The sequence below is a fragment of the Paenibacillus sp. 05T425 genome (genome assembly GCF_056396205.1).
Genome location: NZ_JBFTLA010000013.1, coordinates 149,149 through 169,712 on the forward strand (window position 1 = coordinate 149,149; position 20,564 = coordinate 169,712).

The following is a 20,564-nucleotide window of genomic DNA, read 5'->3' on the forward strand; positions in this document are numbered from 1 at the left end:
CCACGGTGGTGCGGGCTCAGCGTCATATTCGGGGAGGAGTGTTCCTTATGAAATTGTATTTCGAAGGTTTATACGAGGAGTTACTGCCGGGCATTCGGGCCATCGCGACAGAGCTAGGCATTGAGCTTGAATCGGATTATGCGCTCGAAGAGAATGAGGGGATAAAGGTGGTCGTCGGCCGTGCATCGGACGGCTTGGAAGTCGGATACGTGCCGGGAGAGAGGAAAGCGTGTATCCGTTATGAGCGAAAGCATCAATTCTATCGCGGACTTGGCCTGGTCGTGCAGCATGCGCGCAAGAGAGAGTCGTTAATGCGCATAGAGAAGCAGCAGTTCGATTCGATCGGACCGATGTTCGATCTATCCCGCAACGGCGTGCTGACGGTAGGCGCATTCAAGACGATGCTGAATCGAATGGCGCTTATGGGACTTAATACGGTCATGCTGTATATGGAAGATACTTACGCGATCGAGGGCGAGCCTTATTTCGGCTACATGCGCGGGCGCTATTCGGCGGTGGAATTGAAGGAAATCGACGACTACGCCGACATGTTCGGTATCGAAGCGTTCCCGAGCATCCAGACGCTCGCGCATCTGGAGGAGTTCCTCAAGTGGGAGCCGGTGAAAGCGTACAAGGACACGAAGGGCGCGCTGCTCGTCGGCGATGAACGGGTGGACCAGCTCGTCGAGCGCATGATTCTTTCGGCTTCCGCGCCATTCCGCAGCCGCAAAATCCATATCGGAATGGACGAGGCGGAAGAGCTTGGGCGGGGCAAGTACTTGGATCGCTACGGATATGCTGACCGAATAGACATCATGACCGGACATCTGAATAAGGTGCTTGACGTCACTCGTCGCCTTGGCTTGAAGTCGATGATGTGGAGCGATATGTTCTTGAAGCTCGCGGTCGGCAACGGAGGCACTGAAAGCGATTATTACAATACAGATACGAAAATTCCAGAAGAGATGGCCAGTCGAATTCCGAAGGATGTAGACATGGTGTACTGGGATTATGTTCATATGGAGCCAAAGCATTATGCGAGCGTCATATCCAATCACCGCCCGCTCGGCTGCAACCTTGTGTTTGCCGGAGCGGTGTGGATCTTCAATACATTCGGCGTCAATTACGGCATGTCGTTGAACGCTTCCGATGTCGCGCTGCAAGCATGCAAGCGCGAAGGCATACGCGAGGCGTACGCGACGATGTGGGGCGACGACGGCAACGAAGGCAATCCGTTCGCGGCGCTGCTAGGCTTGCAACTCTACGCGGAGCACGCTTATTCGGAAGAGAAGCCGGACTGGAGCGTCGTTGCCGAACGGGCGAAGTTCTGCACCGGCATCGAGGCAGACGCATACCTGCTGATGAAGGACTTGGACGAGGTGCCCGGCTCCGAGCCGGACAACCGGAAGCAGAGCAATCCTTCGAAGTTTCTGCTGTATCAAGACGTTTTGCTCGGATTGTTCGACTTCCAGATCGACGGCTTGCCGTTAAATGCGCATTATGCGGCGCTTGAAGAGAAATTCCAGAATGCGAGAGTCGAAGGCGCTTCACTTGATTGGATCTTCGACGTTCCGCAGAAGCTGAGCGCGGTACTGAAGCAGAAGAGCGAATTAGGCTTACAATTGAAGCGAGCGTATGATAACAGGGATAAGGCGACGTTGCGCCATGCGGCGACCGAGGGGATTCCTGCTATCGCGGCGGCGGTCAATGAGCTTCGCATCGCTCACCGCACGCAATGGCTGAAGATGTTCAAGCCGTTCGGATGGGAGGTGCTAGACATTCGCTACGGCGGCGTCATCAATAGGCTCGATACCGCAGCGGTCCGTTTGCTCGCTTACGCGAGCGGAGAACTCGACCGGATCGAGGAATTGGAGCAGGAGCGGCTGCCGTTCAGCACCGTTAATCGGTTCAATAGCAAAGGCGTCGGCTGGAGCAGCCATTACTACCGGATGGCGAGTCCGAATGTGTTCTTCCACGTCATGAATCCATTCTAATTTATAAACCCATGGAGCCTATCAACATCTGTTGATGGGCTCCGTTCATTTTTTTTAAAACATCCACGTCATTGTCCTTCAATGAACGATAAGCTTGGCTGAGTCGATATCGATTCCTAATGTCACAATTTGTAGAAGTTTACCGAAATTTAACGTTTTCACGCATCTTACTTCACAAATGTTTGTTAGTGTTAAGACTAAAGTGAGCATTAACGACATGCAAGCAACGAGGGGATCCTAATGGAAGAGATTGGTTATGGTCTGTTCAACAGGGATATGATTCGGGGAATTAAGGAGCGCTGGAATAATGGAGGCATCGGCGCGATCTATGTCCGCATCGATAGCGGGCAGACGGCAGCAGAGCCGTCGCTTCTGCTATGGGAGAGCGACCAACGAAGGATGTTTTGGCGGCTGAGACTGGAGAACGAATATTATTATTTGCTTGCTAGGCAGACCGGTGATCAGCCAATCGAGCAGCTCGCGCAATCGGCCGCCGATCAATTGAACAATCGAATGAATATGGGCGATTCCCACACGAGGAGGGATTCGGTGAAGGCGCATATCGGATTCGCCGTGGCGTTCCCTTCCTCCGCCGGCCGCTCGACAGAGACGGTCGTCTACCGATTGCTGCGGGACGCTATGCTGCTGAATACATACTCGGCTGCCGTGCCATACGTCTTCGGGCAGGCTGATGCAGGGGAGCCGGCTGAATTAACCGTTCAGCCGAGCGAGAAAGCAAGAAAGCAGCCGATTGTGCTTTACCATACGGGTAAGCCTATTGCAATCGGACAGCTGGCAGGTCCTTTTCCCGTGTTCCAATCAAAGACGCTCGTCTCTGAGGTTGCCTACATGTTCGACACGAACCCGAAGGCGCCCGGCGCGATAATAGTCGTAGACAACCGCCCAGTCGGGCTGCTCATGAAGGAAAAGCTGCATCAGCTGCTGGCGGGGCAATTCGGTCTGCCGCTCTATTGGAACAGGGGGGTGGAGCGAATCATGAATGATCAGCCTCTTATCGTGGACGAGCAGATGCCGGTGGAGCAAGTGTCGCAGCTGGCGATGAGCAGGCATTATGCCCATCTGTACGATGTCGTTATTATCACTCAGAACGGTCAATTGGCTGGTGCGGCCTCGATTCGGTCGATACTGGAATGTATGACTGCGATGCGAACGGAGGCGGCTAGGGAGGCCAATCCGTTGACGGGTCTGCCAGGCAATGAAGGCATTCAGTCAGAGCTTCAGCGAAGAATTCAGGCAGGTATTCCCTTCGCTGTTATTTATGCGGATCTAGACTATTTCAAATGGTTCAACGATTGCTTCGGCTTCGGACTTGGCGATGAAATGATTCGATACTTGGCCGAGACGTTATGCAAGGAGCTGGAGCTGCAAGGAACGCAGGGTGATTTCGTCGGTCATATCGGCGGCGATGACTTCATTATCGTAGCGGGAGCCGGCCAAGCAGAGTTGATCTGCCAATCGTTAATTATGAGGTTCGAGCAAGGTGTCAAAGCTTTCTATGGGGGAGTCGAGGTTACATCCGTAGAAGACCGCCACGGCAATATCGTCGAGCAGGAAGGCGTCACGTTATCCTTATCGCTCATGCTCTGGGACGGCATTGTGCCCTTGACGCCTGAGGACATATCAAGACTTGCCGCGAAGCTGAAGAAGCGGGCGAAGGCGAGCAAGGGCAGCGTCTATGTGCTCGAGCATATAACAGGAATGCATCATGGAGAGGATCGAAAATATACGTGAAACGTCTACGTGAAAGTCAGCGTATCAGCCAGTTTGGAAGCGGAATATGGACAATGTCAGGCGTATTAGCCGGTCAATCCGGATTAATCGGCGTTCTGTATTTGTCATGGCAGCAATCCGGCGAACCGGAACAGAGCGGCAGCGGCAAGTCGTTTCGAGCGGAGTGGAAGCAGTTCGCCCAGCGCGAGAGCGAGGCGGCGTTCCAGAGCTCTGTGTTGTTCGAGGGAATGGATTGGATTCATGACGATCTATTCATCTATATGCGTCTTCCGGGCGGTCGCCGAGAAACGATGGAGGGCTGGCTGCTGGAGACGGCGTTCAAGCATACGTCGAATTGGGAACAGCGCTTCGCTGCGCATATGTGGGAGCAGACCGAGCAGAACTGGAGCGGCAAGCTGTACATCGGCGCAGCCGTGGCCGAGCTCACGAGCAGCGAGGACGAAGAACCTGCTTGGTACGAAGCGGTCAAGCAGGCGATGCTGCACGGGCAATCGGCGGGCGGCATGGAGCGGAGCATCAAGCGCAGGGCATTCGATCGACTGATGGAGCAGCGGTCGATCGATCCTGTCTACCAGCCGATCATGGCACTCGGCGAGGATAAAGTGTTCGGCTTCGAGGCACTGACGAGGACGCGGGAGCGAACTTGGTTCGAAGGACCGCTGGCTTTATTCTCGTTCGCTGAGCAGGAAGGGGTAGCCTATGCGCTTGATCGACTGGCGAGAGAGAAGGCGATCGAAGGCTGCGGCGGTCTTAAGCGCGAGCAGAAGCTGTTCATCAACGTGATGGCTCAAATTATCGAGGACCCGGAGTTCTCGCCCGGTCAGACGCTTAGCTTATTGGAGCGGCGGGGCTTGTCGCCGCATAACGTTGTTTTCGAGATAACGGAACGCAATTCGATCGAGGATTTCGGAGCCGTCAAGAAGGCGCTGGAGCATTACCGCAGCCAAGGCTATCAGATTGCCATCGACGATGTAGGCGCCGGTTATTCATCCCTGCAATCGATCGTCGAGCTGCGTCCGGATTACTTGAAGGTCGACAGGTCGATTATTCAAGATATTCATCTCGATGAGATGAAGGCTCACATTCTTCATACATTGGCGCAGCTTGCTGCCAAGATGGACATATCGATCATAGCCGAAGGCATTGAACAGCAGGAGGAGCTTGCCAAGGTTAGAGAGCTTGGCGCTTCTTATGCGCAAGGGTACTTGCTTGGACGCCCGGCTGCGATGTCGGACGATCATGGCATGTTGTGAATGGATAGGCTTCAGGTATGGGCTTTCTCAAAGCGGACGATGCTTTGGGAAAGCCCATTTTGCGCTAGGCATTTTATGGTATGATAGAAGGCAAGCAGGTCATTAGGCGAGGTGTTGATGTTAATGGAAAAATGGATGTTAATTGATGGCAACAGTATAGCGTACCGCGCATTCTTCGCACTGCCGCCGTTGACGAATTCGGCGGGTCAGCATACGAATGCGTTGTACGGTTTCACGACGATGCTACTTAAACTATTGGACGAGCTTAAGCCTACCCATGTTCTTGTTGCTTTCGATGCGGGGAAGGTCACGTTCCGCCACGAAGGCTATAGCGAGTACAAGGGCGGACGGCAGAAGACGCCGCCGGAGCTGTCCGAGCAATTCCCGGTTCTGAAGGATCTGATTCGTTCCTTCGGCATCGCGCAATTCGAGCTGTCCGGCTATGAGGCGGACGACATTATCGGCACGCTCACCAAGCGGGCCGATGAGCAAGGGGTAGAGACGGTCGTCGTATCCGGCGATAAAGATATGCTGCAGCTTGCTTCGGACAAAGTTACGATTGCCGTAACGCGCAAAGGCGTAAGCGAGGTCGACATGTACTCGCCGGAAGCGATTCAAGAGAAATACGGGTTAGTGCCGCAGCAGATTATCGATCTGAAGGGTCTTATGGGCGATACGTCCGACAACATTCCTGGCGTGCCCGGCGTAGGCGAGAAGACAGCGCTTAAGCTGTTGCATGAGCATGGCTCTGTAGAGCAAGTATTGGAAAATGTAGGCGAGCTGAAAGGCAAGCTGAAGGAAAATATCGAGACGCACAAAGACAGCGCTCTGATGAGCAAGAAGCTTGCGACGATCTTCCGCGAAGTTCCGGTCGAGAGCGGAACGGAGGAGATGCGCTATAGCGGTTATGACGGCGCTGCCTTGGCTGAGGCGTTCCGCAAGCTGGAGTTCAAATCCTTGCTGGAGCGTATGGATTTCGGCGAGTCAGTCGTGGATTCAGCCGAGGCGGCGAAACAGTCCGCTGCCGAACTGAATATTTCGATCATCGCATCCGAATCGGATGGCGATTCTCTGGCGCAGCTGCTATCTGCGCTGAAGACGAACGAGGAACACGGCTTGTACATCGAAGCCATCGGCGAGAACCCGCATCAGGCGGAGATCATCGGCGTATCTGTAGCTGTTGCGGAAGCCGTGTACGTTCTTCCTTACAGCGCGCTTAAGCAGCCTTTCACAGCGGGGTTAGTCGAATGGCTTACTGGGTCGGATATGCCGAAGTATGGCTTTGATTTACATAAGGTTGAGCTTGCGCTTGCATGGAGCGGCATTAAGTATGCGGGAACGGCATTCGATGTTCAGCTAGCGGCGTATTTGCTTGATCCGACTGATACAGCGTTATCGCTTAGCGCAATTACGGATAAGCAGGGGCTGCCTGGTATCGCTTCCGATGAAGCGGTCTATGGCAAGGGAGCGAAGTTCAAGGTGCCGGAACCGGACACGCTGTATCGCCATTTGGCGCTGCGCGCTGACGCGGTTCGGAAGCTTGTGCCGATCTTGACGGCAGAGCTTGCGAAGGGCGGCATGAGCAAGCTGTATTTTGAATTGGAGCAGCCATTGTCTCGCGTGCTTGCAGGGATGGAGCTTCAAGGCATAACGGTGAAGAAACAAGAGCTTGAAGATTTGGGGCGCAGCTTGGAGTCGCAGCTGACCACGATTATGAGCGATATATACAAGCATGCGGGCGTGGAGTTTAACATAGGTTCTCCTAAGCAGCTGGGCGATATATTGTTCGAGAAACTTGGTCTGCCTGCGCGCAAGAAGACGAAGACCGGTTATTCAACCGATGCCGAGGTGCTGGAGGATCTGGCTCCGTATCACGAGATCATTCCTCTTATTCTGCATTACCGCCAGCTTGCGAAGCTGCAATCGACGTATGTCGAGGGGCTGCTGAAGGAAGTGCGCGGAGAGACGGGCAAGATCCATACGTATTACCGTCAGACGATAGCGGCAACCGGACGTCTTAGCAGCCAATTTCCGAATTTGCAAAATATCCCGATCCGGCTGGAGGAAGGCCGTCAGATCCGTAAGGCTTTCGTCCCTTCCGAGCCGGGCTGGTACATCGTTGCCGCCGACTATTCGCAGATCGAGCTTCGTGTATTAGCTCATATTGCAGACGACGAGAACTTGAAGGAAGCGTTCATTCACGATATGGATATCCATACGAAGACGGCGATGGACGTCTTCGGCGTTACTGCCGAGCAAGTGGATTCCAATATGCGCCGTCAAGCAAAAGCCGTTAACTTCGGCATCGTGTATGGCATTAGCGATTATGGTCTTTCGCAGAACTTGGGCATTACAAGGAATGATGCCGCTAAGTTCATTGAGCAGTACAAGGAAGTGTTCAAGGGCGTCCGCCAATTCATGGAGGATATCGTCGTCCAAGCAAGACGCGACGGTTACGTAACGACACTCCTTGAACGCAGACGGTATTTGCCGGAGATTAAGGCGTCGAACTTCAATCTGCGCTCATTCGCGGAGAGAACGGCAATGAACTCCCCTATTCAAGGGACTGCCGCTGATATTATTAAGCTAGCCATGGTGCAGATGGACGAAGCGCTGCGCGAGCGCAAGCTGAAGAGCCGCATGCTGCTCCAAGTACATGACGAGCTTGTATTCGAAGTGCCTGAGGACGAGCTGGAGCTCATGAAGTCACTTGTTCCGGAAGTGATGTCCGGCGCGCTGCAGCTGCATGTTCCGCTGAAAGCAGATGTCAGTTTCGGTGTCAATTGGTATGAGGCAAAGTAACCCGCTAGCTCTCTATTTGCGTTATAATAGATGGCGAGGTGAGGACAAATGCCGGAATTGCCGGAAGTAGAAACCGTAAGACGTACATTGATCGATCTAGTCGCGGGCAAACGTATTCAATCCGTAACCGTTAAGCTGCCGCGTATTATACAACGTCCTGTTGAGCCGGAGCAGTTCGCTGCCGCTTTAGCTGGACATACGATTCAAACCGTAGAAAGGCGCGGGAAGTTTCTGCTAATCATGCTCGACGGTCTGGTGCTCGTATCGCATCTTCGTATGGAGGGGCGTTATAGCGTTAATGGGGCTGATGAGCCGACTCCGTTGCATACGCATGTCATTTTTCATTTTGACGATGGCACAGAGCTTCGTTATAAGGATGTCCGTCAGTTCGGAACGATGCATCTATTCGAGCCTGGGCAGCACTTCGAGATGGCGCCGCTTAACAAGCTGGGCATCGAGCCGTTAGAGCCGGGGTTCACCCTGCAGGCGCTTCGCGATAAGCTGGATAAACGCAAGATGAGCATTAAGCCGCTTCTGCTGAATCAAGAGCATATCGTCGGGTTAGGCAATATTTATGTCGATGAGGCGCTGTTCTTGGCGCGGATTCATCCGGAGCGATCAGCCAATTCGCTGAAGCCTGCAGAGTGGAAACGGCTGCATGAGGCGATTCGCACAACGCTTGGACGCGCTGTCGAGGCGGGCGGCTCGTCGATCCGATCCTATGTGAACGGGCAAGGCGAGATGGGCATGTTCCAGCATTCATTCTCTGTATATGGCAGGAAGGACGAGCCTTGCAAAGTATGCTCGCGTCCCATCAAGAAGTTCGTCCTGGGCGGCAGAGGAACGCATATATGCGAGAAGTGTCAGCCCGTTCCTAAGGAATAGCTGCACCGAAGTATCATAAGCCGCTTAATCGGCTAGGCTTACAGTTATGCACCGTCATCCGCTATCCGCATATGATGTTCTTGTTAAGAGAACATAGGCGATCGCCCGTATCAACGGCTTCTGTCCTAGACATAGGCCGCTAATACCGGGCAGTCGCGATGCGGGGAGGGAATTCGTTGTTCGCGCATTTGGCTCCACTGTTAGTGATCGCTTTTGCAGTTAGCTTGGATGGTTTTGGCGTTGGAGTTACGTACGGGCTGAGGCGAATCAAAATTCCGTTTTTATCGGTTTTTATTATTGCCTGCTGCTCTGGACTTATTATTTGGCTATCGATGCAAGTAGGAAGCTGGCTGTCGGGTTACTTATCCGAGTTCGCCGCTCGCTTGATCGGCGCATGCGTGCTCATCGTGATTGGCGGTTTCGCCTTGTTCCAATTAAGGCGCGGGCGCGACGATCAGAGCGCTACAGCCGATGCGGAGGAAGTGGCGGCAACTATCGAGCATAAGGCTGTGGAAACGTCTTCCGCTTCTGCAACGGAGCGTATTCTCGCTTCCAACACAGCGCTCGTAGTGATGGTGGAGCTTAAACGGCTCGGCCTCGTCATCCAGATCCTGCGTACGCCACAGGTCGCCGACGTCGATAAGTCGGGTACGATCTCGGCCTCGGAGGCCGTTATGCTCGGTGTCGCTTTGTCGCTTGATGCTTTCGGCGCAGGGCTTGGCGCCGCGATGATAGGTTTGCCTGCTCTAATGACGGCGCTTATTATCGCTGCGTTCAGCGCTATTTTTCTCCTTGGGGGAATCCGGTTTGGGTTCCAATGCTCGAATTGGCGCGGGATGCAGACGCTGTCCTTCCTTCCAGGGATATTATTGATCATCATGGGTATTATGAAGCTGTTATAACTTCGAGGTGAATGGAATGATAATCGGATTAACCGGCGGTATAGCCAGCGGCAAAAGCACCATCGCTCAGCTGCTCGCCCACCGCGGCGCGCTGCTGGTCGATGCCGATCAAGTAGCAAGAGAGGTTGTTCAGCCGGGAGAGCCGGCACTTGAGGCGATCGCCTCTTCTTTCGGACAAGCTGTACTTCAGGCGGACGGCTCCTTGGATCGTTCCGCGCTTGGCGCAATTGTGTTCCAGGACAAGGCGTCGTTAGCGAAGCTCGAGTCGATCACGCATCCCGCGATTAGACAGCGCATGCAGCACAGAATACATACATATGCCGAGCAGAATCCGGGGGCACTTGTTGTTGCCGACGTCCCGTTGCTATACGAGACGAATCAGCAAGCATTATATGAAGGTATAATGGTCGTTTATGTACCTGAGACGATTCAACTTACGCGGTTAATGGGGCGTAATCAGATGGATGAGACGGAAGCGAAGCGGCGAATATCGCTGCAGATGGATATTGAAGAGAAGCGAAGACGCGCAGATTGGGTGATCGACAATAGCGGTCCGCTAGCAGAAACGGAACGCCAGATCGATGATTTTTGGCGCAGTCAGGGAATATTATGAAGGTACTTTTGCGCAAACGAGTTGTGCTCGTATTATTGCTAGGATTTATCGCTATCCTTTTCTTGAAGTCGGACTGGCTTGGCGAGTATATGTATCCCGTGTATTATAAGGACGATATTCGTGCAAGCGCCTCGAACTACGGATTGGAGCCTCATTTGGTAGCTGCCGTTATTCGAACGGAATCCAATTACAAAACAAGCAGTCAGTCGGATAAAGGCGCTGTTGGGTTAATGCAGATGATGCCGAATACGGCTAAGGATGTTGTTCGGAGGGCAGGATTCACCGAAGTGACGGAGGACATGCTCAAGCATCGCGCGGATGTTAGCATAGAGCTTGGGTCATGGTATTTAAGCTCCTTGCATCAAAGGTTCGATCAGAACTCCATCGCTGCAATTGCCGCATATAATGCCGGACCGACGAGAGTCAGTGAATGGCTGAATACGGGAGAGTGGGATGGAAAGCTGGATACGGTGAAGCAAATTCCGTACGGCGAGACCCGCCACTATGTACAACGCGTCATTTATTATTATAATAAGTACAAGGAATTGTACCCTGACTTTTAACTTAGAACATAAGATGAGCCTTGAGAGGCTCGCCGCTTCATGGACGAGCTTCCCAAGGCTTCTGTTATTCATACAAACTTAATGAATCATTATTTGTATTGGCCGGCAAGAGATTGCTCGGCGATTTGCACCAGGCGACGAGTAATGGAACCACCGATCGAGCCTGCGTCACGGGTTGCCATGTTTCCATAATATCCGTCTTGCGGAATGGCAATACCCAGCTCTTGTGCCACCTCATATTTCAGTTGGTCCAATGCTGCAGTGGCTTGTGGTACAAGCAATTGGTTGCTGTTGCTGCTGTTTGCGCTCATGTATGTTCACCTCCTTGCGGTTGGTAACTGTATTATGTGCGTTATTCTAGAGTTCATTACAGGTAAGGTATGGGAATAACTTAAGCTAAAGTCGATATCGGTATGATAAATAAAGCATCAGGATGAATGGAGGGAAACAATCCAATGAAGTGCCCCTATTGCGATTACGCAGGTACGAAAGTGTTAGATTCACGTCCGGCTAACGAGAACAAATCGATCCGCCGCCGCCGCGAGTGCGAGAAGTGCAACCGCCGCTTTACGACGTTCGAAATGATTGAGGAAACACCGCTTATCGTCATCAAAAAAGGCGGCAGCCGCGAGGAATTCAGCCGCGACAAAATATTGCGCGGACTTATCCGCGCCTGCGAGAAGCGTCCCGTTCCAGTCGAGCGCCTCGAGGTTATTGTCTCAGAGGTCGAGAAGGAGCTCCGCACGACGGCACTGGCCGAGGTAGAGAGCCGTGATATCGGCGAGATCGTCATGAGCCAGCTCTACCCTGTAGACGAGGTGGCGTACGTTCGCTTCGCGTCCGTGTACCGCCAGTTCAAGGACATCGATATGTTCATGAAAGAGCTTAACAACCTGTTGTCCAAGCACCCTTTGAACAGCCCACTGAACAGCTTAAGAGATATAGATTGACAATTTTGGCGACATCATGCTATCATCATCTTTGTCGTCATTTGGGGCCATAGCTCAGCTGGGAGAGCGCTTGCATGGCATGCAAGAGGTCAGGGGTTCGATCCCCCTTGGCTCCACCATAATAAACAAATCAACCACGTCCACCGGACGTGGTTTTCTGTTTATTATGATGGTTAGCCAAGGGGAGATGAACCCCTAGATTGGGGTTCGCCCGCGCGGACGGAGCGGTTGATAATGCTTCGAAGCAATTACATCAAGTGCAGGAGCACGGCGTCTGAATCCACCGCTAAAAGTCCTCGTCGACTAAGCCTCGACAGCCATTCAATCAAGATTCGGACATCCCATGTTGGATAGACGAGCCAAGCGAGTCGTATCCCCCTTGGCTCCACCAAACAATAAATTCAACCACTTCATCCGAAGTGGTTTTTTTATTGTTTGGTAGAGCCAAAAAGGGGGCGAACCCCGAGGTTCAGCCCGCGCGGACGGAGCGAATGCGGAGGAGCACGGCGTCTGAATCTACCGCTAAAAGTCCTCGTCGACTAAGCCTCGTGAGCCATTTAATCAAGATTCGGACATCCCATAATGAAAAGACGAGCTAGAGCGAGTCATATCCCCCTTGGCTCCAATAAGGTAAAAAGCCTTTAGCTAACTCTCCCGTCAGCTCAGGAAAAGAGGCAATTCAGCGCATCGCCGACCAAGGGATCGGTGAAGATAACAGTGGCAACCGACGGAACGGGTAGCGATATTGTGAAAATGAAGTGGACGAATGGTGCGCGGACAGAAGACTTTTTTGCAAGCGTCGGTACGCTGTTGACTGGAGACAGCTTTGACATAACTTCAAACGGAGTCTATACAGTATACACGGAGGATCAAGCCGGCAACGGAGCGGTCGAGATTATCACAATCAATAATATCAATACAGTAACGCCAAACGCCTCAACGTCAAACGGCTCGCCTCTAATCGACTTGAACGGGCAACCGCTCGATTCGTCGACTATCGACGCGTCGAAGCCTTCCGTTACGTTGGAGGTAAAGCCTAAGGAAGGCGTAGCTTTTGTGACTATTCCGGCAAAAGTATTATCCAGCTGGTAGCGTAAAAACGAAATCTTCGTCATAGAGATAAAGACTCCCTACGGCAGTTATCAGGTACCAGTCAATCTGGCATCGCTTATACCGGGTCTTAAGGATTTACTTGCCGCTAATAACCTTACAGCCGTGGATATCAGCTTCAAGATCACACTGACTGACAAGTCCGGTGTTAAGGACATTCAAGCGGCGTTCGCAAACGGTTTGCCGAACGGCAAAGCGAGGGGCGCGATTGTGGATTTCAGCATTGAAATCATCAATACCAAGACAAACGAAACCATTGGAACGGCAGATAGGTTCAGCCAAGCGCTGACCAGAGTAATTCCGATGCCGAAGAATATGTCTGACATGCCGGAGCAATGGGGTGCGTTCCGCTATAATGAAACATCGAAGAAGCTTGAGTTTGTTGCAGCGAAGAAGGTGCAAATCAATGGCGTATGGTACGCGATGATTAGCTCGTACACCAACAGCATATACGTTGTAGCAGACAATGCGGTGAGCTTCACCGATGTGCAGAAGCATTGGGGCAAATCGTTCGTCGAGCTTGCAGCGGCGAAAGGATTAGTAGCCGGTATTGGCGGAGGACAGTACGCGCCAAATCAATCCATGACCAGAGCGGAGTTCACCGCTATGCTCGTCAGAGCGCTTGGACGCGGTACAGCTGCAAGCAGCACAGCGCCATACGAGGATGTAAAGCAAAGCGCGTGGTATTTCGACGGGGTAGCGATAGCCAAGGAGCATGGACTATTAGACTTTGTGGAAGCGGAAGCTTGAGGCCCCGATCAGCCGCTATCCCGAGAGGAAATGGCGAGTATGCTGGCGGCGGTCATTGCACTTGAGAAGCTGCCGACGACGAAGGAATTTGTCAGCTTGTCGTATTCATCAGACTGCTCTAAGCATTAGGAGCAATTGAATAGAAAAGATATAAGCAAAGCCTGCTTGAGCAGAGAAATATATGCTCAGGCAGGCTTTGTCTGTATCAAGCTAAAGTTCTCGTCGACTAAGCTGCGTCAGCAGAGGTCAGCGCTCCTTGGCGAATTTGCTGCGGAAGCCCGAGGGAGAGAGGCCTTCTTTCTTGGAGAAGGAGGTAGAATAATGCGAGATATGATGGAAGCCGACCTCATCTGCGATTCGGGCAATAGACCAGGAAGTTTGCAATAGCAGCCGCTTGGACTGTTCGAGCCGGTAATACAGGAGAAAGGTCATGGGAGTCATACCGTACACTTTGAGCATCACCTTAGCCAGGTAATTGGGATGATAGTTCATCTTCTTTTGCAGCACCGAATTCGTGATTTCGCTGGCATAGTTCTGGCGGATGAACAACTCGATCCGCTCGGCGAGCTGAATCGCGGTGACGTTCGTGGGGGAAGCGAGATCGCGATCCAGGTGCTGCAGGAACAACTGAAAGGAAGCTTGTCGCCTCCAGTTTCGAAGCGACTGCGGCTCGTGCTCCTGCTGGAAGAAGGTCTCCAGCGCCTCCATGGCCTTCGTCGACAGCTTCATATGCTTCGGAATGAAGATAGAGCAGACATCGGCATGGTTGAGATACGCTAAATTTTTGTGTTCCTCGATCAATTTCAGCTGGTTACCGAGACATTCGTCCATGTCACCGCACATCTGCCAGCTGCCGAAGGTTTGAAAATGAATCCAGATGATTTCTGTGTCTACCTTGCAGGGGGCGCTGCCGTAATGGTGTCCGTCAGGAAGAAGAATGAGTCCTTCTCCCTCATTGATTTCCCAGGTATGGCCGTTCTCGCCGATCGGGAGAACCCCTTTGCGGACGACAATCAGATCGAATACTCTGATGCAGTTCCGGTCGATATGGGTATCTCCTACCCCGTAATGGGCATATCCGCAATCTACGAAATAGGGAATCGGCGGCGAGATAAAGTGAAGAATCGCAGAATCCACACTCGTTCCTCCCAATGTAAAGTGAATATAAATCTAGAAAATGTTGTTATTTTTATGATACAACATACTCATCGTTTAAATAAAGAGTTTCCTGCAGATCGTCCGGTATCGGGAAATCGGTGGAGTGATCCGTGGAGTGCATCGAAATTCCGAGGCAGTCTTGCTAAGGTTGTAAATATTAAAAATCAGGTTGAAAAATGTTGTTTTTTTTGAAGATATTTCATGTCACAATTCAATTAAAGCGCTTTCCGAAAAAAGTGTCCTGGTATAACGGACACAGCCTGAGGATAGGGCAGTTATGTTGATGCTAAACGTTTAACTTATCAACTTGGGATGTCCAAGGAGTCGGGTCAAACGGTTAGACATAAATGTTATTTCAAATGATGAAGGGGGAACGAGGCAATGAAAGCAGGAAAGAGACTTGGTGTAGGTCTGCTCTCGGCTGCATTGGTATTCGGGGTCATTGGCTGCAGCAACAACGACGATACAAAAACGACTTCCAAGAATGAGAAAGTCAAAATTATTTACTCGATGTGGGGAAGCGCAGAAGAGGGAAGCAAAACGCAGGAAGTAGCTGACAAGTTTAACGCTACCCAAGACAGAATCGAAGTGGAAGTGCAAGCCATTCCATGGGAGAACTACATGACCAAATTGAATACGCTTGCAACGGCAAAGCAACTGCCGGATACGGGGATGATGCGGGAAGACGGCGTTATCCAATGGTCCTCCCAAGGCATGCTGAACGACGTAAGCGCTATGTACGAGGGAAGCGACAGCAAGCCGCTGGATAGCTTGGCCTACACATACAAAGGCAAACCCGTTGCCTATGCGGCTGCCAATGAAATCCTCCTTCTATACTACAACAAAGACATGTTCGACAAAGCGAACGTACCTTATCCGCCGTCAGCACTGGATAAAGCATGGACATGGGATGAATTCGTAGCAACAGCCAAGAAGCTGACGAATGACAAGAACGGCAAACATCCAGGCGATGATGGCTTCGATCCGCAGGGCATCGTCCAATACGGCGCATCCGTCGAGAACTTGCCATGGCAGTTGGAAACTTGGGCGATCAGCAATGGCGGAGGATACTATAACGCTGACGGCACAGAAGTGAAAATCGGGGAAGACTCCAGCATAGAAGCGATTCAGAAAGTCGCGGATCTGTACTTGAAAGATCATGTTGCCCCGTTGTCCGTCGGACAGACCGATGACGGCATTCAGCGCACGATTATTGCGGGAACGGTCGCCATGGCCACGAACGGCCAGTGGAACGTAGGAACGAGCTTGAACACGGCTAAGGAAGCAGGACTTAATTACGGCGTAGCCGTACTGCCTTACATGAAGGAGAAGATTACCCTTAACACAGGCGGCGCCAATGTCGTATTCTCCCAAACCAAGCATCCGGAAGAAGCGATGGAATGGCTCAAATGGTACAGTTCCGAAGAAAACAACTGGGGACTCATCTCGTCGGGCATTTGGATGCCGGTGCTGGATAAGTGGTATAAGGACGAGACGCTCACCCGCAAATGGGTTGAGAATCCGAACTTCCCTCCGTATGAGGAATACAAGTCTGCGGTAGTCGATTATGCGCAATCCTCCGCAGCGAGACCGGCTTCCTGGTTCTTTACGAATAATACGACGGAGTTCAACACCTTGCTCGGATCGGTTCTTGGGGATGTATGGACCGGTAAGACGACTGCCAAGGACGCGATTACCAAAAATCTCGATGCTTTGAAAGCGGCAAATAAAGGCGAAAAATAAAGGTTTGAAGGGTGACCGCCAAATCACGTTAAATGGCGGTCATCCTTCCTACATGAGGTGGGGAGCGAGCTATGGAAACAATCAATAAACGTACGGTGAAACGTCGTTCCCGCATACATTCGAGCGAGCAACGCGTTGCATATATTTGTTTGATTCCCGCATTCCTTGGGCTGTTCTTTCTGACCTATGCGCCTCTTGTCGGGGTGCTCGGGATCAGCTTGACGAATTGGACGGGGTTGGCCAAACCGGAATTCATCGGCTTCGATAATTATATCAATCTATTTACTACCGATCCTTATATCAAAGATTCGATAATCGCGACGATCTACTTCGCCATGTTATCGGTAGTCGGAAGCATGATTTATTCGCTTTTTATCGCAATCATGTTGAACCGAAAAATTCCGGCAAGAGGTTTCTTTAGAGCCATATTTTATGTGCCGTTTGTTTTGCCTGCCGTAGCCATATACGTAGGGTGGTCTTGGCTGTATGAAGCGAATTTCGGATTTTTCAATTATATCCTTTCCGAAATGGGATTAAATAAAGTTCTGTTTATTGCAGATTCCAGCTACGTGGTCCCATCCCTTTCCATGATTGCGGTCTGGCTGTCTGGGAACTTGATCGTTATTTTTTTGGCCGGGCTTCAGAACGTTCCGAACGTCTATTACGAAGCGGCGGAAATGGATGGCGCGAACGGATGGAAACGTTTCTTGCATATCACGTTGCCCTGCATGACGCCGATTATCTTTTACAATTTGCTGATGAGCCTGATCGCCAATCTCCAAATCGTTACGCCAGCCCTTGCTCTGACTAATGGCGGCCCGGGCAACTCGTCAAGGTTCATGACTTACCTGATGTACGATCAAGCTTTTGTCAATTACAAGTTGGGCTATGCTTGTGCGACGACCTTTATTATTTTTGCCATCCTTGCCGCCTTTACCGGCGTGTTGTTCAAAACGTCAAATCGGTGGATCTTCTCTGAAGGAGGCGATGACAAATGAGCGAAGCCGCATATAGCAGACTAAAGAGCAAAAAACGCAATGATCGAATTATGAATTTCCTAACGCTTGCCGTCGTTATTTTCTTTGCCGTACTCGTACTCTTCCCGATTTGGTGGATATTCCGAACGTCTCTGATGACGAATGCCGAGATTTATAGATTTCCTCCCTCATTGTTGCCGGACAGTTGGCTGTTCTCCAATTATGAAAAGACACTGGAAATATTTAAATTCTGGAAGTATTTATGGAATACGATGATAATCATCATTCCTTCCTGCTTGGCGGGAACGTTTACGGCCACCTTGTGCGGATATGCCTTTGCAAGGCTGCGGTTTAGAGGTAAACAGTTGATCTGGGCTCTTTGCGTCGGTTCTATGCTATTGCCTGCCATGGTAACGCTCATCCCGCTATATATCGGGTGGACGCGGGGTCTAGGGCTAAGCGACAGCTATCTGCCATTGATTTTGCCTTATTTTTGCGGCGGCGGCGCTTTTAATATCTTTTTGATCCGGCAGTTTATTCTTTCCATACCGAGAGAACTCGACCAAGCGGCAACAATCGACGGCGCCGGATACTTCCGCATCTTGTTCAGCATTATTATTCCAGTGATCAAGCCGGCTATGATCGTCGTCGCATTGTTTATCTTTATCGGCTTATGGAACGATTTGCTCCAACAGATGATTTACATTAATTCGAGCGACAAATATACGATAGCGCTCGGGCTTACCAACTTTAGAGGTCAATTAAAGTCAGACTGGTCGCTGACGATGGCAGCCACGTGCATGTCCTTTGCGCCTGGCGTCATTTTTTACCTGATCGGTCAAAAGTATTTCGTAGAGGGAATCACGATGACCGGGTTGAAAAATTAGTCCGGTCGTTGTGTTATTGAAAGGAGAATTATCGATATGCATGTTAAGCTTATTGATCAATTCTGGCAGCCCAAGGTGAGGCAGACTGTCCAGGAAACGATTCCTTATCAGTGGAAGGCGTTGAACGATGAAATCGAAGGCGCCGAGCCGAGTCATGCCATAGAAAACTTCCGCATCTCGGCAGGAGATCAGACGGGAACTTTCTACGGCATGGTCTTCCAGGATAGCGACGTGGCGAAATGGATCGAAGCTGCCGCGTACAGCCTGCGGCAATTTCCTGATCCGCAGCTAGAAGCCGTCATCGATGCGGTTGTAGATTTGATGGGACGGGCTCAACGGCCGGACGGCTACTTGAATACGTATTATTCGGTCGCCGAACCGGAAAAGCGATGGAACGATTTTTCTTTCGGGCATGAGCTTTATTGCGCCGGACACTTGATCGAGGCTGCGGTGGCTTATTACGAGTCCACGGGCAAGCGGGCCTTTCTGGACATGATGTGCCGCTACGCTGATTATATAGACGGGATTATAGGACCTGATTCGGACCAAATGCACGTGTATTGCGGTCATGAGGAAATTGAGCTCGCGCTCATAAAGCTGTTCCGGACGACGAAAGAACAAAGGTATTTGCAATTAAGCCGATACTTCGTGGAGGAGCGCGGCAAGCAGCCGAGTTTCCTGAAGGAGGATCCGGGGTTTCGCAGCCCATCCAATGATCGCTGGTTCGATCTGGATTATCATCAGGCCCACGCCCCCGTGAGAGAACAGGAAACGGCAGACGGACATTCTGTCCGTGCCATGTATCTGTATACGGCTATGGCGGATCTCGCGATTGCTTACGGAGACGCTACGCTAACCAAAGCGCTTCGCAAACTATGGGATCAAGTGACCACCAAGCGAATGTATATTACGGGAGGGCTCGGCTCGCAAGGCCATGCCGAACGGTTTACGATTGATTACGATTTGCCTAACGACACGGCATACACGGAAACATGCGCGTCCATCGGACTTGTCATGTGGGCATTCCGAATGCTTCAAATTGAAAATGACAGCCGCTACGGGGATGTGATGGAACGCGTTCTGTTCAACGGGGTGCTGAGCGGGATGTCGCTGGACGGCACGCGTTATTTTTACGTGAATCCATTGGAAGTCCATCCTGCTGTCGCGGAGTACCGTTACGATATGCAGCATGTCAAAACCGAACGCGTTCCGTGGTTCGGCTGCGCTTGCTGTCCGCCCAATATTGCGAGGCTGATGACATCTTTGGATACTTACTTCTTTACGCAAAACCGGGCGGAGATCGCCATGCATCTTTATGCCTCCAATGAGAGCACATTCGACGTTCAAGGGCAAAAAATAATATTGCATACGGAAACGCGTTATCCATGGAACGGAGAGATTCAGATCCGAATGCAAACGGATGAGCCGACGGGCTGCACGCTTTCTTTCCGGATTCCTTCCTGGTGCAGAAACCCCTCCATCACGGTAAACGGGGAGCTGCTGGCGCTGGATGCGATCGTCAAGCGCGGATATGCATATATCAATAGAAAATGGATGGATAGCGACAACATCAAGCTGCATTTCCCGATGGTCGTCGAGCGTATCGAGTCGAATCCCAAAGTGCACGAGAATGCCGGTAAAATCGCTTTGCAATACGGTCCACTCGTTTATTGCTTGGAGGAAGTGGACAACGGCCCAGACCTCACGGATATTTGCCTTTCCGAGGCTTCTGAATTCATAGCGGTGAATAGGGAAGACGTACTAGGCGGTATCGTCGTTTTGTCAGGAGAGGGGCTGCGATCTGATCATACCTGGGAAGATGAACTGTACAGGCCGGTTACGCGAAAGAAGAAGAGCGTTCCCATAACGGCCGTCCCATACGCTTACTGGGGTAACCGGACGCCGGGGGAAATGCTGGTTTGGATTCGCGAAAAATAATAGTCGAACTCGTGGTGCCCCTGGTCAATGACTTTGTACGATTTATCATACAATACGTAAGCAAAACGGACTAATATAAGTTGAGTCCGTATACTTGTGTAAAAAGCTAGGATCTCAAAAAAAGGGAGCCATAGCCARAATCCTCGTTTAGAATGGAGTTGTCGAGACAACATTCATTGGAGGGATTTTGGTATGACTCAATATCAGATTAGCGTAGATTCCGAACTTTTGCATCAATTATTTCTAGGAGAATCGAAAGATGTTGGAATGGCTGCCTTGCTGCAGTC

The 20,564-nt window shown here is 51.3% G+C and carries 17 protein-coding genes and 1 tRNA gene; 16 read left to right on the forward strand and 2 right to left on the reverse strand.

All coding sequences use genetic code 11. The features are described 5' to 3' along the window. Positions 1–47: 47 nt before the first annotated feature. The 8 genes from AC1DF0_RS25875 (at position 48) to AC1DF0_RS25910 (ending at position 10,764) form a co-directional block, all read left to right on the forward strand. The gene (locus AC1DF0_RS25875; protein WP_477576093.1) at positions 48–1,994 is read left to right on the forward strand and encodes a beta-N-acetylhexosaminidase; all 1,947 of its coding nucleotides are present in this window, start codon (positions 48–50) and stop codon (positions 1,992–1,994) included. A 240-nt stretch (positions 1,995–2,234) separates the two neighbouring features. Continuing rightward, a complete protein-coding gene (locus tag AC1DF0_RS25880; protein ID WP_477576095.1) occupies positions 2,235–3,746 on the forward strand; it encodes a GGDEF domain-containing protein in 1,512 nt (503 codons plus the stop codon). Beyond that, complete coding sequence (locus AC1DF0_RS25885) at positions 3,743–4,999, forward strand: EAL domain-containing protein (RefSeq protein ID WP_477576097.1); 1,257 nt, start codon at positions 3,743–3,745, stop codon at positions 4,997–4,999. The genes AC1DF0_RS25880 and AC1DF0_RS25885 overlap by 4 nt, the downstream gene beginning before the upstream one ends. A 123-nt stretch (positions 5,000–5,122) precedes the next feature. Further along, positions 5,123–7,801 carry a DNA polymerase I gene (gene polA / locus AC1DF0_RS25890; RefSeq protein ID WP_442051159.1) on the forward strand — a complete coding sequence of 893 codons (2,679 nt, stop codon included), beginning with the start codon at positions 5,123–5,125 and terminating at the stop codon, positions 7,799–7,801. A gap of 48 nt (positions 7,802–7,849) precedes the next feature. Then, a complete protein-coding gene (mutM, locus tag AC1DF0_RS25895; RefSeq protein ID WP_442051160.1) occupies positions 7,850–8,686 on the forward strand; it encodes a DNA-formamidopyrimidine glycosylase in 837 nt (278 codons plus the stop codon). Between the two features lie 176 nt (positions 8,687–8,862). Continuing rightward, positions 8,863–9,588 (forward strand): MntP/YtaF family protein, encoded by a 726-nt coding sequence (locus AC1DF0_RS25900; protein ID WP_442051161.1) that lies wholly within the window; start codon positions 8,863–8,865, stop codon positions 9,586–9,588. Between the two features lie 16 nt (positions 9,589–9,604). Further along, positions 9,605–10,201, forward strand: a complete 597-nt coding sequence (gene coaE / locus AC1DF0_RS25905) for a dephospho-CoA kinase (RefSeq protein WP_442051162.1) — start codon at positions 9,605–9,607, stop codon at positions 10,199–10,201. After that, on the forward strand, positions 10,198–10,764 hold the full coding sequence (locus AC1DF0_RS25910) for a lytic transglycosylase domain-containing protein (protein WP_442051163.1): 567 nt from the start codon (positions 10,198–10,200) through the stop codon (positions 10,762–10,764). Before coaE ends, AC1DF0_RS25910 begins: the two co-directional genes overlap by 4 nt. 89 nt (positions 10,765–10,853) lie before the next feature. On the opposite strand, the gene AC1DF0_RS25915 is transcribed toward AC1DF0_RS25910, so the two are convergent. Next, the gene (locus tag AC1DF0_RS25915; RefSeq protein WP_477576101.1) at positions 10,854–11,075 is read right to left on the reverse strand and encodes a small, acid-soluble spore protein, alpha/beta type; all 222 of its coding nucleotides are present in this window, start codon (positions 11,073–11,075) and stop codon (positions 10,854–10,856) included. A 144-nt stretch (positions 11,076–11,219) separates the two neighbouring features. Here AC1DF0_RS25915 and nrdR point away from each other — a divergent pair, with 144 nt between their 5' ends. The 4 genes from nrdR to AC1DF0_RS25935 all read left to right on the forward strand — a co-directional run bounded on the left by nrdR (position 11,220) and on the right by AC1DF0_RS25935 (position 13,574). Continuing rightward, positions 11,220–11,714, forward strand: a complete 495-nt coding sequence (gene nrdR, locus AC1DF0_RS25920; protein WP_337099079.1) for a transcriptional regulator NrdR — start codon at positions 11,220–11,222, stop codon at positions 11,712–11,714. Between the two features lie 43 nt (positions 11,715–11,757). Continuing rightward, positions 11,758–11,833 (forward strand) — tRNA-Ala (locus tag AC1DF0_RS25925). Between the two features lie 598 nt (positions 11,834–12,431). Further along, positions 12,432–12,806, forward strand: coding sequence for a hypothetical protein (locus tag AC1DF0_RS25930; protein ID WP_477576104.1), 375 nt, complete (start codon positions 12,432–12,434; stop codon positions 12,804–12,806). A gap of 123 nt (positions 12,807–12,929) precedes the next feature. Further along, entirely contained in the window at positions 12,930–13,574 is a 645-nt protein-coding gene (locus tag AC1DF0_RS25935; protein ID WP_442051166.1) for an S-layer homology domain-containing protein, read from the forward strand. Between the two features lie 246 nt (positions 13,575–13,820). Here AC1DF0_RS25935 and AC1DF0_RS25940 read toward each other — a convergent pair whose 3' ends face one another. Further along, a complete protein-coding gene (locus tag AC1DF0_RS25940; protein WP_442051167.1) occupies positions 13,821–14,711 on the reverse strand; it encodes an AraC family transcriptional regulator in 891 nt (296 codons plus the stop codon). 402 nt (positions 14,712–15,113) lie between these two features. Here AC1DF0_RS25940 and AC1DF0_RS25945 point away from each other — a divergent pair, with 402 nt between their 5' ends. From AC1DF0_RS25945 to AC1DF0_RS25960, 4 genes are all read left to right on the forward strand, one after another. Next, the gene (locus AC1DF0_RS25945) at positions 15,114–16,475 is read left to right on the forward strand and encodes an ABC transporter substrate-binding protein (RefSeq protein ID WP_442051168.1); all 1,362 of its coding nucleotides are present in this window, start codon (positions 15,114–15,116) and stop codon (positions 16,473–16,475) included. Positions 16,476–16,546: 71 nt separating this feature from the next. Continuing rightward, positions 16,547–17,473, forward strand: coding sequence for a carbohydrate ABC transporter permease (locus AC1DF0_RS25950; RefSeq protein WP_442051169.1), 927 nt, complete (start codon positions 16,547–16,549; stop codon positions 17,471–17,473). Beyond that, positions 17,470–18,339: a carbohydrate ABC transporter permease gene (locus AC1DF0_RS25955; RefSeq protein WP_477576108.1), complete on the forward strand. Its 870-nt coding sequence runs from the start codon at positions 17,470–17,472 to the stop codon at positions 18,337–18,339. Before AC1DF0_RS25950 ends, AC1DF0_RS25955 begins: the two co-directional genes overlap by 4 nt. A 36-nt stretch (positions 18,340–18,375) precedes the next feature. Then, positions 18,376–20,277 (forward strand): glycoside hydrolase family 127 protein, encoded by a 1,902-nt coding sequence (locus tag AC1DF0_RS25960; RefSeq protein ID WP_477576110.1) that lies wholly within the window; start codon positions 18,376–18,378, stop codon positions 20,275–20,277. The last annotated feature ends 287 nt before the right edge of the window (positions 20,278–20,564 follow it).